We start from the raw sequence: 18,122 nt of genomic DNA, 5'->3' as shown, positions 1-18,122 counted from the left end.
CCCACGGCGACCGCATTCAAGCGACCGCCGGAATCGTTCAGCGAATCAGACTTGTGTCGGGCAGACGCTTCGCGATCTCCGCGATCAGCGCGCGCGCGAGCGTCTGCTTGTCGGCGCGTGGCAGCTTCGTGGCGCCGCTTGCTTCGAACAGGATCACTTCGTTGTCGTCGAGGCCGAAGGTCAGCGGGCCGAGATTACCGATCAGAAGCGGTACGTTTTTGCGCACGCGCTTTTCTTCGCCGTGAACTTCCAGATCGCCGCTTTCCGCCGCGAAACCGACCGCGAACGGCGGATGCGGCAGCTTCGCCACCGAGGCCAGAATGTCCGGATTTTCAACGAAGGAAAACGTGGGCAGCGCACGCTCCGCAGTCTTCTTGATCTTGTGCTCGCTGGCGTGATCGACACGCCAATCGGCCACCGCGGCCACGCCGATGAAAATGTCGGCGTCCGCGACCGAGCGCATCACCGCGTCATGCATCTGCTGCGCGGTTTGCACGTCCTGGCGGAACACGCCCCACGGCGTTTCGAGCGCGACGGGGCCGGCGATCAGATGCACTTCGGCGCCCGCCTGCTGCGCGGCGCGCGCCAGCGCGAAGCCCATCTTGCCGCTCGAGCGGTTAGTGATGCCGCGTACCGGGTCGAGCGGTTCGAACGTCGGCCCGGCGGTCAGCAGCACACGCTTGCCGGCGAGAATTTTCGGCGCGAAGAACGAGGCGATCGCTTCGTAAGTGGCCGCGGCTTCGAGCATGCGGCCGTCGCCGACTTCGCCGCACGCCTGCGGGCCGGAATCGGGTCCGAGTACTTCGATGCCGTCCGCGCGCACTTGTCCGACATTGCGTTGCGTGGCCGGGTTCTGCCACATCTGCCGGTTCATGGCCGGTACCACCAGCAGCGGACAGTCGCGGGCGACGCACAACGTGGACAGCAAATCGTCGGCCATGCCGTGCGCGAGTTTGGCGAGGAAGTCGGTCGAGGCGGGCGCGATCACGATCGCATCCGCTTCACGCGACAGATCGATGTGCGCCATGTTGTTCGGCACGCGCCCGTCCCACTGGCTGGTGTAGACCGGACGGCCCGAGAGCGCCTGCATGGTGACGGGGGTGATGAACTGCGTGGCCGCTTCGGTCATGACGACCTGCACGGTTGCGCCGGCCTTGGTCAACAGACGCGTGAGTTCGGCGATCTTGTAGCAGGCAATGCCGCCCGTCATGCCGAGGACGAGGTGTTTTCCTGCGAGTTCTGCGGTTGCCAACGAAAGCCTCCGACAAAGCATGATGGCGGGCAGCGAGGCGTTGCGTCCCCGCCGCCGCGTCTTTCAAAGCGTACTTGCGCGCAAACGTCAGCGCGCAGTCAGCGTGTGCCGTTAGCGCGAGCCGCGCACGCGCCGCAACTCGTCGAGCACCAGCAGCACCGCGCCGACCGTGATCGCGCTGTCGGCGAGATTGAACGCCGGCCAGTGCCACGTGCGCAGGTGGAAATCGAGGAAGTCGATCACATGGCCATACGCAAGCCGGTCGATCACGTTGCCGAGCGCGCCGCCGAGAATCAGCGCGAGCGCCGTGCAGAACATTTTCTGCCCGCCGTGACGCTTGAGCAGATAGCAGATCACCAACGCGGCCACCACGCCGAGCGCGGTGAACGCCCAGCGTTGCCAGCCGCCCGCCATCGCGAGGAAGCTGAATGCCGCACCGCGGTTGTACACGAGGATCAGATTGAAGAACGACGTGACCTCGTGCGCGACACCGTAGGCGAACACTTTCTGCACCGCGATTTTCGTCAGCTGATCGAACAGGATGACGATCAGCGCGACGCCCAGCCAGGGCGCCAGCGACCCGTTTGCAGCAGATGTTTTCGGCGCGGTTTTCGACATGGTTCTGGCCATTATGCCGCGCTCCTGATTTCACCGTTGCCGAACAGATTGCTGAAGCAGCGGCCGCACAGCGTGGGGTGTTCGGCATTCGCGCCGACGTCCGCGCGATAGTGCCAGCAACGTTCGCACTTCAGATACTTCGAGGCGATGACTTCGACGCCTTCTTCGGCTTCGCCGTCGACCTTCACGACCGTTGCAGCCGATGTGATCAGCACGAACTTCAGGTCGTCGCCGAGGCTCGTGAGCGCGTCGTAGCGTGCGCCGCTCGCGCGGATTTCCACTTCCGCCTGCAACGACGAACCGATCAGGTTCGCGACGCGCGCTTCTTCCAGCGCCTTGGTCACGTCGCTGCGCGCGGCGCGCAGGAGCGTCCATTTGTCGAGCAGCGCGCCGGCGTCCGGCACGGCCGGGAACGCGTGATACGTCTCGGTGAAGATCGTTTCGCTATTCGGCTGGAAGATCTTCCACGCTTCTTCGGCGGTGAACGACAGGAAAGGCGCCATCAGACGCAGCAGGCCGTGCGCGATGTGATACAGCGCGGTCTGCGCCGAGCGGCGCGCGACGGAGTCCGCGGCCGTGGTGTACAGACGGTCCTTCAGCACGTCCAGATAGAAGCCGCCGAGGTCTTCCGAGCAGAACGTCTGCAGCTTGGCGACCACCGGGTGGAATTCGTATTTGTCGTAGTGCGAGAGGATATCGTTCTGCAGATTCGCCGACAGCGCCACCGCATAGCGATCGATTTCCAGCCAGTCTTCGACCGGACGCGCGTGTTGCGCGAAGTCGAAGTCCGACAGATTCGCGAGCAGAAAGCGCAGCGTGTTGCGGATACGGCGATAGCCTTCCGTCACACGCTTCAGGATTTCTTCCGAGATCGCCAGTTCGCCCGAATAATCGGTCGACGCGATCCACAGGCGGATGATTTCCGCGCCGAGGCGATTCGCCACTTCGTGCGGATCGATACCATTGCCGAGCGACTTGCTCATCTTGCGGCCTTCGCCGTCCACGGTGAAGCCGTGCGTGAGCAGCGCGTTGTACGGCGGACGGCCGTCGAGCATCGAGGCGGTCAAGAGCGACGAGTGGAACCAGCCGCGATGCTGGTCCGAGCCTTCCAGATACAGGTCAGCCGGGAATTGCAGTTCGTCTTTGTGCGAGCCGCGCAGCACGTGCCAATGCGTGGTGCCCGAATCGAACCAGACGTCGAGCGTGTCGCGGTTCTTTTCGTACATGTTGGCGTCGTCGCCGAGCAATTCGCGCGGGTCGAGCGTTTGCCATGCTTCGATGCCGGCCTTTTCCACGCGTTGCGCGACTTCCTCAAGCAACTCCAGCGTACGCGGATGCAGTTCGCCCGTTTCCTTGTGCACGAAGAACGCCATCGGCACGCCCCATTGGCGTTGGCGCGACAGCGTCCAGTCCGGGCGGTTGGCGATCATGCTGAACAGGCGCTGCTTGCCCCACGCCGGATAGAAGGCGGTGTTCTCGATGCCTTCGAGCGCGGTTTCGCGCAGCGTCTTGTCGGTATCGTTCGGCTTGACGTCCATGCCGGCGAACCATTGCGACGTCGCGCGGTAGATGATCGGCGTCTTGTGGCGCCAGCAGTGCATGTAGCTGTGCGTGTACTTCTCGGTGCGCATCAGCGAGCCGGCGCCTTGCAGCGCTTCGACGATCTGCGGGTTGGCCGCCCAGATCGACAGGCCGCCGAACAGCGCGAGCGATTCGATGTAACGGCCGTCGCCCATCACCGGATTGATGATGTCCGAGTCGGCCATGCCGTGCGCCTTGCACGACACGAAGTCTTCCACGCCGTATGCCGGCGACGAGTGCACGATGCCCGTACCCGTTTCGGTCGTCACGTAGTCGCCGAGATAGACCGGCGCCGTGCGCTTGTAGCCCGGATGCGCGGACGCGAGCGGGTGGTTGAAGCGCAGGTTGACGAGCTTCGCGCCCGGCGTGGTGGCGACGATCGTGCCTTCGAGGCCGTACAGCTTCAGGCACGCTTCAACGCGCTCTTCAGCGAGGATCAGCAGGCCGCGCGGCGTATCGACCAGCGCGTAGACGATTTCCGGATGCAGGTTCAGCGCCTGGTTGGCGGGGATGGTCCACGGCGTGGTGGTCCAAATCACGATGCCGCCTTCCTCGCGCGGCAGCGCATTCAAACCGAACGCTTGCGCCGTCTTTTCCGGCTCGGCGAAGCTGAACAGCACGTCGATGGTCGGATCGGTCTTGTCCTTGTATTCGACTTCCGCTTCGGCGAGTGCCGAGCCGCAGTCGAAACACCAGTTCACCGGCTTCAGGCCGCGGAACACGTAGCCTTTCTCCATGATCTTCGCGAGCGCACGGATTTCGCCGGCTTCGTTCGTGAAGTTCATGGTCTTGTACGGATTGTCCCAGTCGCCGAGCACGCCCAGGCGGCGGAATCCGACCTTCTGCTTCTCGATCTGCTCGGTCGCGTAGGCGCGCGCCTTCTGCATGACTTCAGCGGCCGGCAGCGACTTGCCGAACTGCTTTTCGATCTGGATTTCGATCGGCATGCCGTGGCAATCCCAGCCCGGCACGTAGACCGCGTCGAAGCCCGCCAGATTGCGCGCCTTGACGATCATGTCCTTGAGGATCTTGTTCACCGCATGGCCGAGGTGGATGTCACCGTTCGCATACGGCGGGCCGTCGTGCAGGATGAACTTCTTGCGGCCCTTGGAGGCGGCGCGGATCGTTTCGTAGACCTTGCGCTCCTGCCATTCCTTGACCCATTGCGGCTCGCGCTTGGGCAGGTCGCCGCGCATCGGGAACGGCGTGTCGAGCAGGTTGACCGGGTAGCGTGACTGCGGTTTCGAATCGGCTTTCTTATTGCTCATGATGAGGTCGCGGTGAATTCTTTCTATGCGCGGTAGCGCGCGGAATGCGCACGATGCGCGAGGGCGTTGGGCGCGCCCGGCAGGCATGTCGCGTGATCCACGGACGCCCTTCGATGCGCGCGGCGAGGGTCCACACACGCGGCGCTCAGCACGCTTGCATGGACCACGGCGGCTATCTAATTCGATCAGTGGCCGAGGTGGCGAAGCCCGTGGAACGGCTGCCCGGCGTGCCGGCGCCGACTGCCGCGAACCACGCGCGGGCGTTGGCGACGTCGCGCGCGATGGCGGCGGTCAGCGTCTCGAGGTCGACGTACTTTTCCTCGTCGCGCAGCTTCTTCAGGAATTCGACGCGCACGAGTTTGCCATACGCGTCGCCGTGCCAGTCGAGCAGGTGAACTTCGAGCAGCACGCGGCCGGAGTCGTCTACCGTGGGACGCAGGCCGAGGCTCGCGACGCCCGGCAACGGTTCGTCCGCTACACCGTGCACGCGCACCACGAAAATGCCCGAGAGCGCAGGCCGCTTGTGGGCAATCGCCAGATTGAGCGTGGGGAAGCCGAGATCGCGGCCGAGCTTCATGCCGTGCACGACATGGCCGCTGATCAGATAATCGCGGCCCAGAGCGGCGCGCGCCGAGTCGAGGTCGCCCGCCACCAGCGCGGCGCGCACGCCCGAACTGGAAATGCGCGCGCCCGACGGGTCGGCCACCGTGGCCATCTGCTCGACTTCGAAACCGTATTGCTGCCCCGCGGCCTTGAGCGAGTCGAAATCGCCCGCGCGTTTCGCGCCGTAGCGGAAGTCGTCGCCGATCATCACCCAGCGCGCATGCAGCCCGTTGACGATGATCCGTTCGACGAACGTGTCCGGCGACTGGCTCGCGAACGTGTGATTGAAGTGCTCGACCACCACCCGGTCGACGCCGTTGGTGCGCAGCGCCTCGAGCTTGTCGCGCAGCATGGCGATGCGCGGCGGCGCGCCCGCCGGATTGAAGAACTCGCGCGGGTGCGGCTCGAAGGTCATCACGCAGACGGGCAGGCCGCGCGCGTCGGCAGCTGCGCGCACATGGGCGAGCAAAGCCTGATGGCCGCGGTGGACACCGTCGAAGTTGCCGATGGTCAGTGCGCAGGGCGCACGGCTTTCAGCATTGGGAAGACCGCGGAAGACTCTCACGATAGCGGGTTTGAGATGGAGCGGGCGGGGTGCCGCAAAACAATCGATTATAAACGTTCAGCGCAGTAGACGGCGGCGCGTCGCGGTTTCGGTGTCCCCGAATGATAAAATCCGCGCATGAAAAAACTCGTCATCCTGATTTCCGGACGGGGAAGCAACATGGAAGCCATCGTTCGAGCGTGCTCAAGCGAGGCCTGGCCGGCGCAAGTCGCCGCCGTGATTGCCAACCGTCCCGACGCCGCGGGCCTCGCGTTCGCGGCGTCGCACGGCATTGCCACGGCGGTGGTCGACCACCGCCAGTTTCCCGAGCGCGACAGCTTCGACGCCGCGCTCGCCAAAGAAATCGATAGTTTCGCGCCAGACCTGGTGGTGCTCGCTGGATTCATGCGGGTGCTGACAGCCGGTTTCGTCGATCGTTACGCCGGGCGCATGCTGAACGTGCATCCGTCGCTGCTGCCGAGCTTTCCGGGCCTGAAAACCCATCAGCAGGCGCTCGACGCGGGCGTGCGGCTGCACGGCGCGTCCGTGCATTTTGTCACGTCGCAGCTCGATCACGGGCCGATCGTCGCGCAAGCGGCGGTTCCGGTCGAAACAGGCGACACCCCCGCCATGCTCGCCGAACGCGTGCTGGCAACCGAACACATCATTTATCCACGCGCGGTGCGCTGGTTCGTCGAAGGGCGTCTTGCTCTGGATGGCCTGCGTGTCACGCTTACGCCGCCGGAGCCGCAATGGCTCTTTGCCGGTCACACCGCCGGAGAGGGCGCATGAGATTGCATGGTTTTCTGATTGGACAAACTGAGACTTTGCTGGCTGAAGTCCTAAAACTTACCGGCCCGGCCGATGCCACCACGAGCCGTTTCTTCCGCGCGCATCCGAAGCTCGGGCACGGCGAGCGCGGCGTGATCGCCGAGGCCGTCTTCGCGGTGCTGCGTCGCCGGATGGAATTCGCCCATCTGGCCGAAGGCGGCGCCGGCAGCCCGGCACGCCGCATGGCGTTGCTCGGCCTGATGCAGACGGCCGGGCGTAACGCGCTCAAGCCGTTCGTGTCGGAACAGGAGTTGATCTGGCTCGAACACGTGTCGAAGATCGACCCGGAAAGCTTGCCGTTGCGGATCCGCCTGAATCTGCCTGACTGGATCTATCAGGCGCTCTCAAATCGTTTCGACGCCGCGGAACTGGCGCAACTGGCCGCGGCGCTGAATTACCCGGCGCCGCTGGATCTGCGCGCGAACCCGATCAAGGCGAGCCGCGACGACGTGCTGAACGCGCTGTCGAAGGCCGGCATCGAGGGCGGCGCGACGCCGTTCGCGCCGTTCGGCGTGCGTGTGGTCGGCAAGCCGCCGCTCACCAAGCTCGACGCGTTCCAGCACGGCTGGGTCGAAGTGCAGGACGAAGGCAGCCAGTTGCTGTGCTCGCTGGTCGCGCCCAAACGCGGCGAGATGATCGTCGACTTCTGCGCGGGCGCGGGTGGCAAGACGCTGGCGCTGGGCGCCGCAATGCGCTCCACCGGCCGGTTGTACGCCTTCGACATCTCCGAGCGGCGTCTCGCCAAGCTGAAGCCGCGGCTTGCGCGCAGCGGTTTGTCGAACGTGAATCCGGTGCTGATCGACAGTGAACACGACGCCAAGATCAAGCGGCTTGCCGGCAAGATCGACCGCGTGCTGGTCGACGCGCCGTGCAGCGGCTTGGGCACGCTGCGCCGCAATCCGGACCTGAAGTGGCGTCAGTCGCCGGAATCGGTCGCCGAACTGGCGCCGAAACAGGCGTCGATTCTGGCCAGCGCGGCGCGTCTGGTGAAGAAGGGCGGCCGTCTCGTCTACGCCACCTGCTCGATTCTGGAGGCGGAAAACGAAGCCGTGGTGCAGCAATTCCTCGCCGACCATCCGGATTTCGCTCTGGTGCCCGCGCGCGACGTGCTGGCCGAGCAGCGCATCGACCTGGAAATGGGCGATTACCTTTCGCTGTGGCCGCATCGCCACGCAACCGACGGCTTTTTCGCCGCCGTGCTGGAACGCCAGAGCTAAGCGCAACAGGCTTTTGCCGGCGCGCGCGGGTTTGATTCAAGAATCTGTCCGTGCGCCGGCGATTTGCGGCGACATCATGCAAAACCGTCTCTTCCCTCATATGTTCAGCGACCTCGCGCGCGACTTCGGCCAGCCCGTGATGCTATGGCAGGTCGGCGTGCTGGTCGCGACGCTCGCGATCGCGTGGCTGCTCGCGCGCGCGTTGCGCCGCGCGCTGGATCTGCGCCGGCAGACGCGTTACCAGACGCTGCGTTTCGGCGCGGAAAGCCTGAACCGCGCGTTCTTTCCGCTGATCGGCGCGGTCCTCGTGTGGCTTGCGCGGTCGATCACCGGCCAGTTCATGCACACGGCGCTGCTCGACCTGGCTTTGGTGCCGCTCTTCGGCATCGGCTTGATTTACATCGTGTTTTTCCTCGCGCGACGGGTTTTCAGCCACGACGGCGAGACTCACCCGCTGCTTTTCCTCGTCGAGAAAATCGTCTCGCTGGTGGTCTGGGTCGGCATGGTGCTCACGGTGATGGGCATCCAGGACGACGTGATCGCGTGGATGGCCGGCGTGCATTTCAGCGTCGCCAACGCGCATCTGACGCTGCTCTCGCTTATCTCCGGTTTGCTGTGGGTGTGCGTGACGATGATCGTCGCGATGTGGCTCGGCTCCACCTTCGAAGACCGCCTGATGCGCTCGAAGACGCTCGACGCCAACCTGAAGGTCGTGGTGGCGCGGGTCGGCCGGGCGGCGTTCGTGCTGGCGGCGGTGTTGATCAGCCTGTCGCTGGTCGGCATCGATATCACCGTGCTGGGCGTGTTCGGCGGCGCGCTGGGTGTCGGACTCGGCTTCGGCCTGCAGAAGATCGCGAGCAACTATGTCTCGGGCTTCATCATCCTGATCGACCGCTCGCTGCGTATCGGCGACACGATCAGCGTGGGCGGCCTGCAGGGCATGGTCACGCAGATTCGTACGCGCTACACGGTTGTACGCGGGCTGGACGGCATCGAAACGCTGATTCCGAACGAGAAGCTGATTACGGACGTGGTGCAGAACCAGTCGTCTTATTTGACGCGCGGCCACGCGAAGGCGGCGGTGCAGGTCGCCTACACGTCCGACGTCGAGCAGGCCATGACGTTGCTCGCCGAAGCCGCACAGGGCGTGCCGCGGGTGCTGCAGGAGCCGTCGCCGACGGCTTATCTTGCCGGTTTCGGCTCGGACGGGATCAACCTCGAACTGGGCTTCTGGATCGAGGACGCGGCCACCGGCACTTCGGGTGTGCGCTCGGCTGTCAATCGCAATATCTGGCGTCTGTTCTCCGAACACGACATCACGATTCCATTCGCGCAACGCGAAGTGCGAATCGTCGGCAACGTCAGCGACGTGATGCCGCAACCGGTAACAATGACCGCCTCGGCAGTTAATCCGTCCGACAGCGCCCGCTGACGGGCACTTTGAGCGCGCCAACAGGTCTTACTCAGGCATTCGGCGCGTTCCCTCGGTTGATCCCGCACAAAAAATCCCTATTTGTTACAAACACTTGGAACGCTTCAAGTAGAATGTCGTCCAATCCCGCTGTATGCTTTCACTTTCTTGACACGCGCATTTTGCGTGTGTCTCGTGTCTCTCGTTCCACAGGTAAATTGCCTTGTTGAATTCTTTGCTCGACTTCCTTGCCCACGGTCTGCTGCACTTCTCGTGGTGGCAACTTGTGCTGTACACGGCGATCGCGACGCACATCACGATCATCGGCGTGACGGTCTACCTGCATCGCTGCCAGGCGCACCGTGCGCTGGAGCTGCATCCGGTCGTCAGTCATTTTTTCCGTTTCTGGCTGTGGATGACCACGGGCATGTTGACCGGCCAGTGGGCCGCGATTCACCGTAAGCACCACGCCAAGTGCGAGACCGAAGAAGATCCGCACAGCCCGCAGACGCGCGGCATCTGGAAGGTGCTGCTCGAAGGCGCGGAACTGTATCGCGTCGAGGCGAAAAACGAAGAAACCATGCGCAAGTTCAGTCACGGCACGCCGAACGACTGGATGGAACGCAACGTCTACACCAAGTACCCGATCCTCGGCGTGAGCCTGATGATGGTGCTGAACGTCGCGTTGTTCGGCGTCGTCGGTCTGACCATCTGGGCCGTGCAAATGGTGTGGATCCCGTTCTGGGCCGCCGGCGTGGTCAACGGCCTGGCGCACTTCTGGGGCTATCGCAACTTCAACTCGTCGGATGCGAGCACCAACATCTTCCCGTGGGGCATCATCATCGGCGGTGAAGAACTGCATAACAATCACCACACGTATGCAACGTCGGCCAAGCTGTCGAACAAGTGGTACGAGTTCGATATCGGCTGGATGTACATCCGAATCATGTCGGCATTCCGTCTGGCCAAGGTGAAGAAGGTGGCACCCACCCCGCGTCTGACTACCGGCAAGCTGGTGCTCGATCAGGATACGCTGCAAGCCGTGCTGGCCAACCGCTACGAAGTGATGGCGCGTTACGGTAAGGCGCTCAAGCGCGCCTATCGTCAGGAACTGGCGCATTTGAAGGAAGTCGGCGCGCGCGAGAAGTATCAGGTCATGCGCGGCGCGCGTAGCTGGTTCCACAAGGAAGAAGCGGGTCTCGACGAGCCGCAAAAACGCCAGCTGCCGCAAATCTTCGCGAACAGTCAGAAGCTCAAGACCTACATCGACATGCGCAATGAGCTCGCTGCCATGTGGGAGCGCTCGAATGCATCGCGCGACCAGTTGCTGATCCAGTTGCAAGATTGGTGTCATCGCGCTGAGCAGAGCGGTATTAAAGCGCTGCAAGAGTTTGCGATGCGACTGCGTCGTTATGCCTGACAGCGAAATCCATTAAAATCTCTGTACGTCACAAAACCCCGCGTTGGCGGGGTTTTGCTTTTTGGGCCGCGGAAACTGCAACGACACCGATTGACAGTCCGCGGCGGCAGAGCGAAGGCAGAGGAGATCATGGATCAGCAGGCGATCAGGACCGTCGAATACGACCGGCCGCAGGCGCAGGGCACGACCTGCGGCATCGGGCAGGCGTGGGCGAAGGTGCCCGACATGCCGTCGGCGGAAGAGAAGGTGGCGCTGAAGGCACGCATCCGCGCATTGCTCGAACGCGAGAAAGCGGTGCTTGTCGCGCACTACTATGTCGATGCGGAATTGCAGGAGCTGGCCGACGAAACCGGCGGCTGCGTGGCCGACTCGCTGGAAATGGCGCGCTTCGGGCGCGATCACGCCGCGCAAACGCTAGTCGTCGCGGGCGTGCGCTTCATGGGCGAGACGGCAAAAATCCTCAGTCCGGACAAACGCATTTTGATGCCAGATCTCGATGCGACCTGTTCGCTCGATCTCGGCTGCCCGGTCGATGAATTCTCGGCGTTCTGCGACGCGCACCCGGACCGCACGGTGGTCGTGTACGCGAACACGAGTGCGGCGGTGAAGGCGCGCGCGGACTGGATGGTGACGTCGTCGATCGGCCTGGAGATCGTTGCCGATCTGCACGCGCGCGGCGAAAAGATCATCTGGGCGCCGGACCGGCACCTCGGCAGCTATATCCAGAACAAGACCGGCGCGGACATGCTGCTATGGCAAGGTTCGTGTCTGGTGCACGACGAGTTCAAAGGTATCGAACTCGATCTGCTGCGCGCCGAATATCCGAACGCGAAAGTGTTGGTGCATCCGGAGTCGCCGGCTAACGTTGTCGCGCAAGCGGACGTGGTGGGTTCGACCACGCAATTGATCGACGCGGCGCAAAAACTCGACGCAACGCATTTCATCGTGGCGACCGATCTCGGCATTCTGCACAAGATGCAGCTCGCGGCGCCCGGCAAGACCTTGATAGCCGCGCCGACGGCCGGCAACAGCGCAACCTGCAAGAGCTGCGCGCATTGTCCGTGGATGGCGATGAACGGCCTCGCGAACCTGGCCGATGTGCTCGAGCGCGGCCACAACGAAATTTTCGTCGATCGTGCAATCGGCGAGCGTGCGCGCCTGCCGATCGACCGGATGCTGGACTTCGCGGCGCGTCACAAGAAGCGCGTGCAGGCAAGCGGCGATCTCGCGCGCGACACGCAACTCTATTCGAACGTGGGGGCGGCTTAATGGGCGCGGCAGAAGGCAACAAGCTCGAAGCGGTGTCGCCGCTGTTCGCTGAAATTTACGCGCAGTACGGCACGGCATTCGACGCCGCGCTGACGCGCAACGTAACCGACGCACTGGGCGAAGACATCGGCACGGGCGACCAGACAGGCCGCCTCGTTCCCGCGGACGACGTGCGCGAGGCCCGCATCATCGTGCGCGAAGATGCGGTGCTGTGCGGTGTGCCGTGGTTCGAAGCGGTCATGCGCCAGGTCGATCCGCGTATCGAAGTCAAGTGGCGTTATCGAGAAGGCGAGCGGATGACGGCCGACACAACGGTCTGTGAAATGCGCGGCCCCGTTCGCGCGCTGTTGACCGCGGAACGCAACGCGCTGAACTTCCTGCAATTGCTGTCGGGCGTAGCGAGCGCGACGCGCCGTTATGTCGATGCTGTCGCGCATACGCGCACGCGCATTCTCGACACGCGCAAGACCTTGCCGGGCTTGCGGCTCGCGCAGAAGTACGCGGTGCGCGTGGGTGGCGGGGCGAACCAACGGCTCGCGCTATACGACGGCATTCTCATCAAGGAAAACCACATTGCCGCGGCTGGCGGTGTGGGCGCGGCTATGGACGCGGCGCTGGCGCTGAATGCGGGCGTGTCGATCCAGATCGAAGTCGAGACGCTTGAGCAGTTGGAAACGGCGCTGGCTCATCGCGCGCAATCCATTCTGCTGGACAATTTCTCGTTCGATGCCATGCGTGACGCGGTGCGCATCACAGCGGGGCGAGCGGTGCTGGAGGTGTCGGGCGGCGTGAACTTCGACACGGTGCGTACGATTGCGGAAACCGGCGTCGATCGCGTGTCGATCGGTGCGCTGACGAAAGACGTGCGCGCAACGGATTACTCCATGCGGATCGTCTGACGCTCAAGCGCGCAATCAGTCACGTCGAATTGGACAGAAGGCCATCGCCGGATCATTTCGGCGATGGCCTTTTCGTTTTCGCTTGCCTCGATCACACGTTGCGGTTGCGTACATGCTCCGGCGAGAGCACGGTCGGCAGTGCTTTGGGCAAGGTCGCCGGCCAGTCGCGGCTAAAGTGCAGGCCGCGGCTCTCGCGCCGCGAACGCGCGCCTTCGACGATCAGCGACGCCACGTCGACCAGATTGCGCAATTCGAGCAGGTCGCGGCTCACCTTGAAGTTCGCGTAGTACTCGTGGATCTCGTCGCGCAGCAGGGCGAGCCGGTGCTTCGCTCGCGCGAGCCGCTTGTCGGTTCGTACGATGCCGACGTAGTTCCACATCAGGCGGCGCAGTTCGTCCCAGTTGTGCGCGACCACGACTTCTTCGTCGGGATCGGACACGCGGCTTTCGTCCCAGTCCGGCAGCGGAGCGTGGACGGCGGCGCTAAAGCCTTCTTCTTCGATGGCCTGCGCGGCGGAGCGCCCAATCACCAGGCACTCGAGCAACGAATTGCTGGCCAACCGGTTTGCACCATGCAGGCCCGTGCATGACGTCTCGCCAACCGCATAGAGGCCCGCGAGATCCGTGCGGCCCGCCAGATCGGTGACGACGCCGCCGCACGTGTAGTGCGCGGCCGGCACAACCGGAATCCCTTCTTTGGTGATGTCGATGCCGAATTCCTGGCAGCGCGCCAGAATCGTCGGGAAATGTTCGCGCAGGAATTCAGGCGGTTGATGGCTAATGTCGAGATACACACAGTCGATGCCGCGCTTCTTGATTTCGAAGTCGATCGCCCGCGCGACGATGTCGCGCGGCGCGAGTTCGGCGCGTTCGTCGTGATTCGGCATGAAGCGCGTGCCGTCCGGTAGTTTAAGAATGCCGCCTTCGCCGCGCACTGCCTCCGAGATCAGAAATGACTTCGCATATGGATGGAACAGGCAGGTTGGATGGAACTGGATGAACTCCATATTCGACACGCGGCAACCGGCACGCCACGCCATTGCGATGCCGTCGCCCGTCGCGGTGTCGGGATTCGTGGTGTAGAGATAGACCTTGCCCGCACCGCCGGTGGCCAGCACGGTATGCGGCGCCTCGATCGTGACCGTGCGCCCGCTTCGCAGATCTAGCGCGTACAGGCCGTGACAACGTCGACCCGGCAAACCGAGGCGGTCGGACGTGATCAGGTCGATGGCGTAGTGATCTTCGAGCAGCGTGATGTTCGGGTGGCGGCGCACCCGCTCACTGAGCGTGGCCACCACGGCATGGCCCGTTGCGTCGGCCGCGTGAATGATCCGGCGGTGACTGTGACCCCCTTCGCGTGTGAGGTGGAAGCCAAGTTCGGCGGCGTCGTCTTTGGTGAACGGCACGCCTTGCGCGATCAACCATTCGATCGCCGCACGCCCATGTTCGACGATGAAGCGCGTGGCCGCTTCGTCGCAAAGACCGCCGCCTGCGATCAGCGTATCGCGCACGTGATTTTCGATGCTGTCTGCCGAATCCAGAACTGCTGCGATGCCGCCTTGCGCCCAGTCGCTTGCGCCTTCGGTCATGGATCGCTTGGCGACCACCGCCACACGCCGTGTCTCAGCCAGATTGAGCGCGACGCTCAACCCAGCCAGACCGCTACCGACAATCGCCACATCGAATTCCATTGCCTACATCTCCGTCTTTTCGTTTTGCGGTGACGGCGTGCCATTCGCTCGCCGCTAAAACGAGAAAGGATACGCGCCGCGACGGATGAGGGAAAGCTGGCCGAACGACATAAGACTGTTTGCGTTGGCGAATAGGTAGCAACAGAAACCTTGGAGCAAAAACAAACACGCGCTGAAAACAAAAAAGCCTCGCACGAATGCGAGGCTTTTTTGCTTGTCTTTTGCCTTCGTCAGGCTGGAGCCAAGATTTATTTAATCTTGGTTTCCTTGTACTCAACGTGCTTACGGACGACCGGATCAAACTTCTTGATCAGCATCTTTTCCGGCATGTTGCGTTTGTTCTTCGTCGTCGTGTAGAAGTGACCCGTGCCTGCGGTCGATTCCAACTTGATCTTGTCGCGTGCGCCTTTTGCCATGATTTACTCCTTAGGCTTCGCCGCGTGCGCGCAGATCTGCGAGCACGGAGTCGATACCGTTCTTGTCAATCAAGCGCAGACCGGCGTTCGAAATGCGCAGACGCACGAAACGGTTTTCGCTTTCCACCCAGATACGGCGGCTTTGCAGGTTCGGCAGGAACCGGCGCTTGGTTTTGTTGTTCGCGTGGGAAACGTTGTTGCCGCTCATCGGCGCTTTCCCAGTTACTTGGCATACGCGTGCCATGAGAGCACTCCTAATACGCTAATTCTGAGTTCGAACGCCGTGAAAGTTTCCCGAAAAGACTCGCGCTGAGCTTGTGACAACTCTAGGCACGTTTCCTTTCCGGAACGCCTTGGTGGCTTCGGAACAGGGGGTTGGAAATAGGCAAACCGGAATTATAGCGGAAAAAAAGCCGCAAAATCAAACCTTATTTGCGATGCCAGACCCGGCGCAATGTCTGCGCGAGTCCGGTTCGTGTCGTCTCACGGCCAGCCGGCGCGCGCAAACGAGTAAACGCTGTCGACGCCGACCACCAGATGATCGACCAGTTGCACGTCGATCAGTGTCAGGGCGTCGCGCAGCGTATGCGTCAGACGGCAGTCGCTTGCGCTCGGCTGGACCGCGCCCGACGGGTGATTATGCGCGACGATCAGGCTGGCGGCATTCAGGCTCAGTGCGCGCCGCACGATTTCGCGCGGATACACGGCCATGCGCGTGAGCGTGCCTTGCGCGCTTTCCTCGCAGTGTATCAGTCGATGCCGCGCGTCAAGGAAGAGCGATACGAAAACCTCCAGTGGACGCCCGCCGATCCGCAAACGCAGGTAATTTTCCACGGCTTCGGGTGAATTCAGCAGCGAGCGCGAACGCAGCTTGTCGACCAACGAACGTCGCGCCATTTCCATGATGGCGAGCAGTTGCGCTTTTTTCGCCGGGCCGATGCCGCGCAGGCCGTCGAAATCCGTGTAGGTCGCGTCGAGCATGGCGCGCAGCGAGCCGAAACGGTCCAGCAACTCGCGCGCGATGCTGAAGACGTCGTGACCGGGCAGGCCGGACCCGAGTATCAACACGATCATCTCGGTATCCGATAGCACGCCGGGCCCTTGCCTCAGCAACCGCTCGCGCGGCATGTCGTCTTTAAGCCATTTGCCCCGCAGGAGCGGCGAGGGCGCGAGTGCGCCGCAAGCCGGCGCCTTAGGCGGCGGCGCCTCGCTGGTCGCCGCCTCGAGGGCGGCCTCTTCAAACAGGGTGACGTCATCTGCCATATATATAGTGTCCTCCGCTTCGGATTGGGGCGCCACGACGCAAGCCGCAGCCCGCCATGTGGCTTACAATAGACGCTTTGCGCACGGCACCCGACGGTTTGCCACACGCGTCGACCGCGCCAGCGGCGCACGCGTGCAGCGCGCTTCGACTGAGCGAGCATTGCATGAGCATCATCGACATTTCCGAAGTGAAACCCGGTTCACATGTGACGCTTCACTACCGGCTTTCCCTTGCCGATGGCGCCGAAGTCATCAATACGTTTAACGACAAGCCGGCCACGCTGCTGCTCGGCGCCGGCCAACTGGCGCCGCCGTTGGAAGATATTTTGCTAGGTTTGAAGGTGGGCCACCACTCGACCTTTCAGCTAGCGCCGGGCCAGGCGTTCGGTCCCCGCAATCCGGAATTGATTCAGCGCGTGTCGCTGGCCACGTTGCGGGAAAACAGCATGATCGGCGAGGATTTTTCGCCGGGCGACCTGGTCGAATTCAACGCGCCGGGTGGCGGCCGTTACGCCGGCGTCCTTAAAGAAGTCGGCGAAACCTCGGCTCTGTTCGATTTCAACCACCCGCTTGCAGGCCAGGCGCTGGCATTTGAAGTGAAAATCATCGGGATTCTGTAAACATGAGCACCACGGATACGACTCTTGCTGAAACCGAGATCCTGCTGGCGCAGCCGCGCGGGTTCTGCGCCGGCGTCGACCGGGCGATCGAGATCGTCGAGCGGGCTATCAAGCTGCACGGCTCGCCGATTTACGTGCGTCACGAGATTGTCCATAACGCATATGTCGTCGAGGATCTGCGCAAAAAAGGCGCGATCTTCATCGAGCGGCTTGAAGAGGTGCCGGCCGGCAACACGGTCATTTTCAGCGCGCATGGGGTGTCGAAGGCCGTGCGCTCGGAAGCCGAGTCGCGCGGGTTGCGCGTGTACGACGCGACGTGTCCGCTCGTAACCAAAGTACATATCGAAGTCGCAAAGATGCGCCAAGACGGCTTCGACATCGTGATGATCGGCCACAAAGGCCATCCTGAAGTCGAAGGCACGATGGGACAGGCGGGCGAGGGCATGCATCTGGTGGAAGATATCGACGACGTGCAGGCCTTGCAGCTGGCCGACCCCGAGCGGATCGCCTTCGTTACGCAAACCACGCTATCGGTCGACGACGCCGCCGAGATTATCGGCGCGTTGAAGGCCAAATACCCGTCCATCCGCGAGCCGAAGAAGCAGGACATCTGCTACGCCACGCAAAACCGTCAGGACGCTGTGAAGTTCATGGCGCCGCAATGCGACGTCGTGATCGTAGTGGGCAGCCCGAATAGTTCGAACTCCAACCGGCTGCGCGAACTGGCCGAAAAGCTCGGCGTGCCCGCCTATATGGTGGACTCGCCTGATCAGATCGATCCGGTCTGGGTCGAAGGCAAACGCCGCATCGGCGTGACGGCTGGCGCTTCGGCGCCGGAAGTGCTGGCGCAGGCGGTAATCGCCAGGCTGCGTGAACTGGGCGTGCGCAACGTGCGCGCGCTGGAGGGCATCGAGGAAAACATCGCGTTTCCGCTGCCGCGCGGGCTCGGTCTGCCGGCCTGACAATCCGCCAACTGCTGAAAGAAAAGCGCGCCCCAGGGCGCGCTTTTTTTATCTCCAGACTTCAACAAGCTCATTGAATATAAAGTGTCAGATCATAAGAAATTGCCCGTTTTGGTGTCCGCTCGCACAAATTTCTTTGAAATGTGATCTGGTTTTTTATAGATTTATAATTGATGCGTCCCCGTTTTATATGACCTAAGCCGGTCGCGCGTTTTTTTGACGCACTAAGATAGTGCGTGCGTCTCGATATCGATGGAA

Annotated in this window: 16 protein-coding genes; 8 read left to right on the top strand and 8 right to left on the bottom strand. The window is 62.7% G+C overall.

Features of this window, described 5'->3' with window-relative positions; translation table 11 throughout:
• Positions 1-37 precede the first annotated feature (37 nt).
• From coaBC to ACFSNN_RS25605, 4 genes are all read right to left on the bottom strand, one after another.
• Complete coding sequence (coaBC, locus tag ACFSNN_RS25620; RefSeq protein ID WP_134457998.1) at positions 38-1,252, bottom strand: bifunctional phosphopantothenoylcysteine decarboxylase/phosphopantothenate--cysteine ligase CoaBC; 1,215 nt, start codon at positions 1,250-1,252, stop codon at positions 38-40.
• 111 nt (positions 1,253-1,363) lie between these two features.
• Positions 1,364-1,882 (bottom strand): signal peptidase II, encoded by a 519-nt coding sequence (lspA, locus tag ACFSNN_RS25615; protein ID WP_012434124.1) that lies wholly within the window; start codon positions 1,880-1,882, stop codon positions 1,364-1,366.
• On the bottom strand, positions 1,882-4,719 hold the full coding sequence (gene ileS / locus ACFSNN_RS25610) for an isoleucine--tRNA ligase (protein ID WP_134457999.1): 2,838 nt from the start codon (positions 4,717-4,719) through the stop codon (positions 1,882-1,884). Before ileS ends, lspA begins: the two co-directional genes overlap by 1 nt.
• Before the next feature lie 172 nt (positions 4,720-4,891).
• A complete protein-coding gene (locus tag ACFSNN_RS25605) occupies positions 4,892-5,887 on the bottom strand; it encodes a bifunctional riboflavin kinase/FAD synthetase (protein WP_012434122.1) in 996 nt (331 codons plus the stop codon).
• 117 nt (positions 5,888-6,004) lie between these two features.
• On the opposite strand from ACFSNN_RS25605, the gene purN reads away from it, so the two are divergent.
• The 6 genes from purN (at position 6,005) to nadC (ending at position 12,913) form a co-directional block, all read left to right on the top strand.
• The gene (purN, locus tag ACFSNN_RS25600) at positions 6,005-6,658 is read left to right on the top strand and encodes a phosphoribosylglycinamide formyltransferase (protein ID WP_134458000.1); all 654 of its coding nucleotides are present in this window, start codon (positions 6,005-6,007) and stop codon (positions 6,656-6,658) included.
• Complete coding sequence (locus ACFSNN_RS25595; protein ID WP_134458001.1) at positions 6,655-7,914, top strand: RsmB/NOP family class I SAM-dependent RNA methyltransferase; 1,260 nt, start codon at positions 6,655-6,657, stop codon at positions 7,912-7,914. Before purN ends, ACFSNN_RS25595 begins: the two co-directional genes overlap by 4 nt.
• Before the next feature lie 76 nt (positions 7,915-7,990).
• Positions 7,991-9,346 carry a mechanosensitive ion channel family protein gene (locus tag ACFSNN_RS25590; protein WP_134458002.1) on the top strand — a complete coding sequence of 452 codons (1,356 nt, stop codon included), beginning with the start codon at positions 7,991-7,993 and terminating at the stop codon, positions 9,344-9,346.
• Positions 9,347-9,548: 202 nt separating this feature from the next.
• Positions 9,549-10,745: a DesA family fatty acid desaturase gene (locus tag ACFSNN_RS25585; RefSeq protein WP_012434118.1), complete on the top strand. Its 1,197-nt coding sequence runs from the start codon at positions 9,549-9,551 to the stop codon at positions 10,743-10,745.
• A gap of 129 nt (positions 10,746-10,874) precedes the next feature.
• Positions 10,875-12,014 (top strand): quinolinate synthase NadA, encoded by a 1,140-nt coding sequence (gene nadA, locus ACFSNN_RS25580; RefSeq protein ID WP_134458003.1) that lies wholly within the window; start codon positions 10,875-10,877, stop codon positions 12,012-12,014.
• Positions 12,014-12,913 carry a carboxylating nicotinate-nucleotide diphosphorylase gene (gene nadC / locus ACFSNN_RS25575; protein ID WP_134458004.1) on the top strand — a complete coding sequence of 300 codons (900 nt, stop codon included), beginning with the start codon at positions 12,014-12,016 and terminating at the stop codon, positions 12,911-12,913. The genes nadA and nadC overlap by 1 nt, the downstream gene beginning before the upstream one ends.
• A gap of 91 nt (positions 12,914-13,004) precedes the next feature.
• On the opposite strand, the gene nadB is transcribed toward nadC, so the two are convergent.
• The 4 genes from nadB to radC form a co-directional block, all read right to left on the bottom strand.
• Entirely contained in the window at positions 13,005-14,603 is a 1,599-nt protein-coding gene (nadB, locus tag ACFSNN_RS25570; RefSeq protein ID WP_134458005.1) for an L-aspartate oxidase, read from the bottom strand.
• Positions 14,604-14,851: 248 nt separating this feature from the next.
• On the bottom strand, positions 14,852-15,019 hold the full coding sequence (rpmG, locus tag ACFSNN_RS25565; RefSeq protein ID WP_007180630.1) for a 50S ribosomal protein L33: 168 nt from the start codon (positions 15,017-15,019) through the stop codon (positions 14,852-14,854).
• A 10-nt stretch (positions 15,020-15,029) separates the two neighbouring features.
• Entirely contained in the window at positions 15,030-15,263 is a 234-nt protein-coding gene (gene rpmB, locus ACFSNN_RS25560) for a 50S ribosomal protein L28 (protein WP_012434114.1), read from the bottom strand.
• Between the two features lie 239 nt (positions 15,264-15,502).
• Positions 15,503-16,282, bottom strand: coding sequence for a RadC family protein (radC, locus tag ACFSNN_RS25555; protein WP_134458006.1), 780 nt, complete (start codon positions 16,280-16,282; stop codon positions 15,503-15,505).
• A gap of 164 nt (positions 16,283-16,446) precedes the next feature.
• On the opposite strand from radC, the gene ACFSNN_RS25550 reads away from it, so the two are divergent.
• Both ACFSNN_RS25550 and ispH read left to right on the top strand, forming a co-directional pair.
• On the top strand, positions 16,447-16,902 hold the full coding sequence (locus tag ACFSNN_RS25550) for an FKBP-type peptidyl-prolyl cis-trans isomerase (protein ID WP_075302429.1): 456 nt from the start codon (positions 16,447-16,449) through the stop codon (positions 16,900-16,902).
• 2 nt (positions 16,903-16,904) lie between these two features.
• Complete coding sequence (gene ispH / locus ACFSNN_RS25545; protein ID WP_012434111.1) at positions 16,905-17,864, top strand: 4-hydroxy-3-methylbut-2-enyl diphosphate reductase; 960 nt, start codon at positions 16,905-16,907, stop codon at positions 17,862-17,864.
• The last annotated feature ends 258 nt before the right edge of the window (positions 17,865-18,122 follow it).

Source organism: Paraburkholderia dipogonis (assembly GCF_042680985.1).
Lineage (GTDB): Bacteria > Pseudomonadota > Gammaproteobacteria > Burkholderiales > Burkholderiaceae > Paraburkholderia > Paraburkholderia phytofirmans.
This window is presented reverse-complemented; position numbering and strand designations above follow the sequence as displayed.

Coding starts and splice junctions, on each gene's coding strand:
- radC (WP_134458006.1), bottom strand. CDS start 16,282: ATGGCAGATGACGTCACCCTGTTTGAAGAGGCCGCCCTCGAGGCGGCG.
- purN (WP_134458000.1), top strand. CDS start 6,005: ATGAAAAAACTCGTCATCCTGATTTCCGGACGGGGAAGCAACATGGAA.
- ACFSNN_RS25590 (WP_134458002.1), top strand. CDS start 7,991: ATGCAAAACCGTCTCTTCCCTCATATGTTCAGCGACCTCGCGCGCGAC.
- rpmB (WP_012434114.1), bottom strand. CDS start 15,263: ATGGCACGCGTATGCCAAGTAACTGGGAAAGCGCCGATGAGCGGCAAC.
- rpmG (WP_007180630.1), bottom strand. CDS start 15,019: ATGGCAAAAGGCGCACGCGACAAGATCAAGTTGGAATCGACCGCAGGC.
- lspA (WP_012434124.1), bottom strand. CDS start 1,882: ATGGCCAGAACCATGTCGAAAACCGCGCCGAAAACATCTGCTGCAAAC.
- nadC (WP_134458004.1), top strand. CDS start 12,014: ATGGGCGCGGCAGAAGGCAACAAGCTCGAAGCGGTGTCGCCGCTGTTC.
- ispH (WP_012434111.1), top strand. CDS start 16,905: ATGAGCACCACGGATACGACTCTTGCTGAAACCGAGATCCTGCTGGCG.
- nadB (WP_134458005.1), bottom strand. CDS start 14,603: ATGGAATTCGATGTGGCGATTGTCGGTAGCGGTCTGGCTGGGTTGAGC.
- nadA (WP_134458003.1), top strand. CDS start 10,875: ATGGATCAGCAGGCGATCAGGACCGTCGAATACGACCGGCCGCAGGCG.
- ileS (WP_134457999.1), bottom strand. CDS start 4,719: ATGAGCAATAAGAAAGCCGATTCGAAACCGCAGTCACGCTACCCGGTC.
- ACFSNN_RS25550 (WP_075302429.1), top strand. CDS start 16,447: ATGAGCATCATCGACATTTCCGAAGTGAAACCCGGTTCACATGTGACG.
- ACFSNN_RS25595 (WP_134458001.1), top strand. CDS start 6,655: ATGAGATTGCATGGTTTTCTGATTGGACAAACTGAGACTTTGCTGGCT.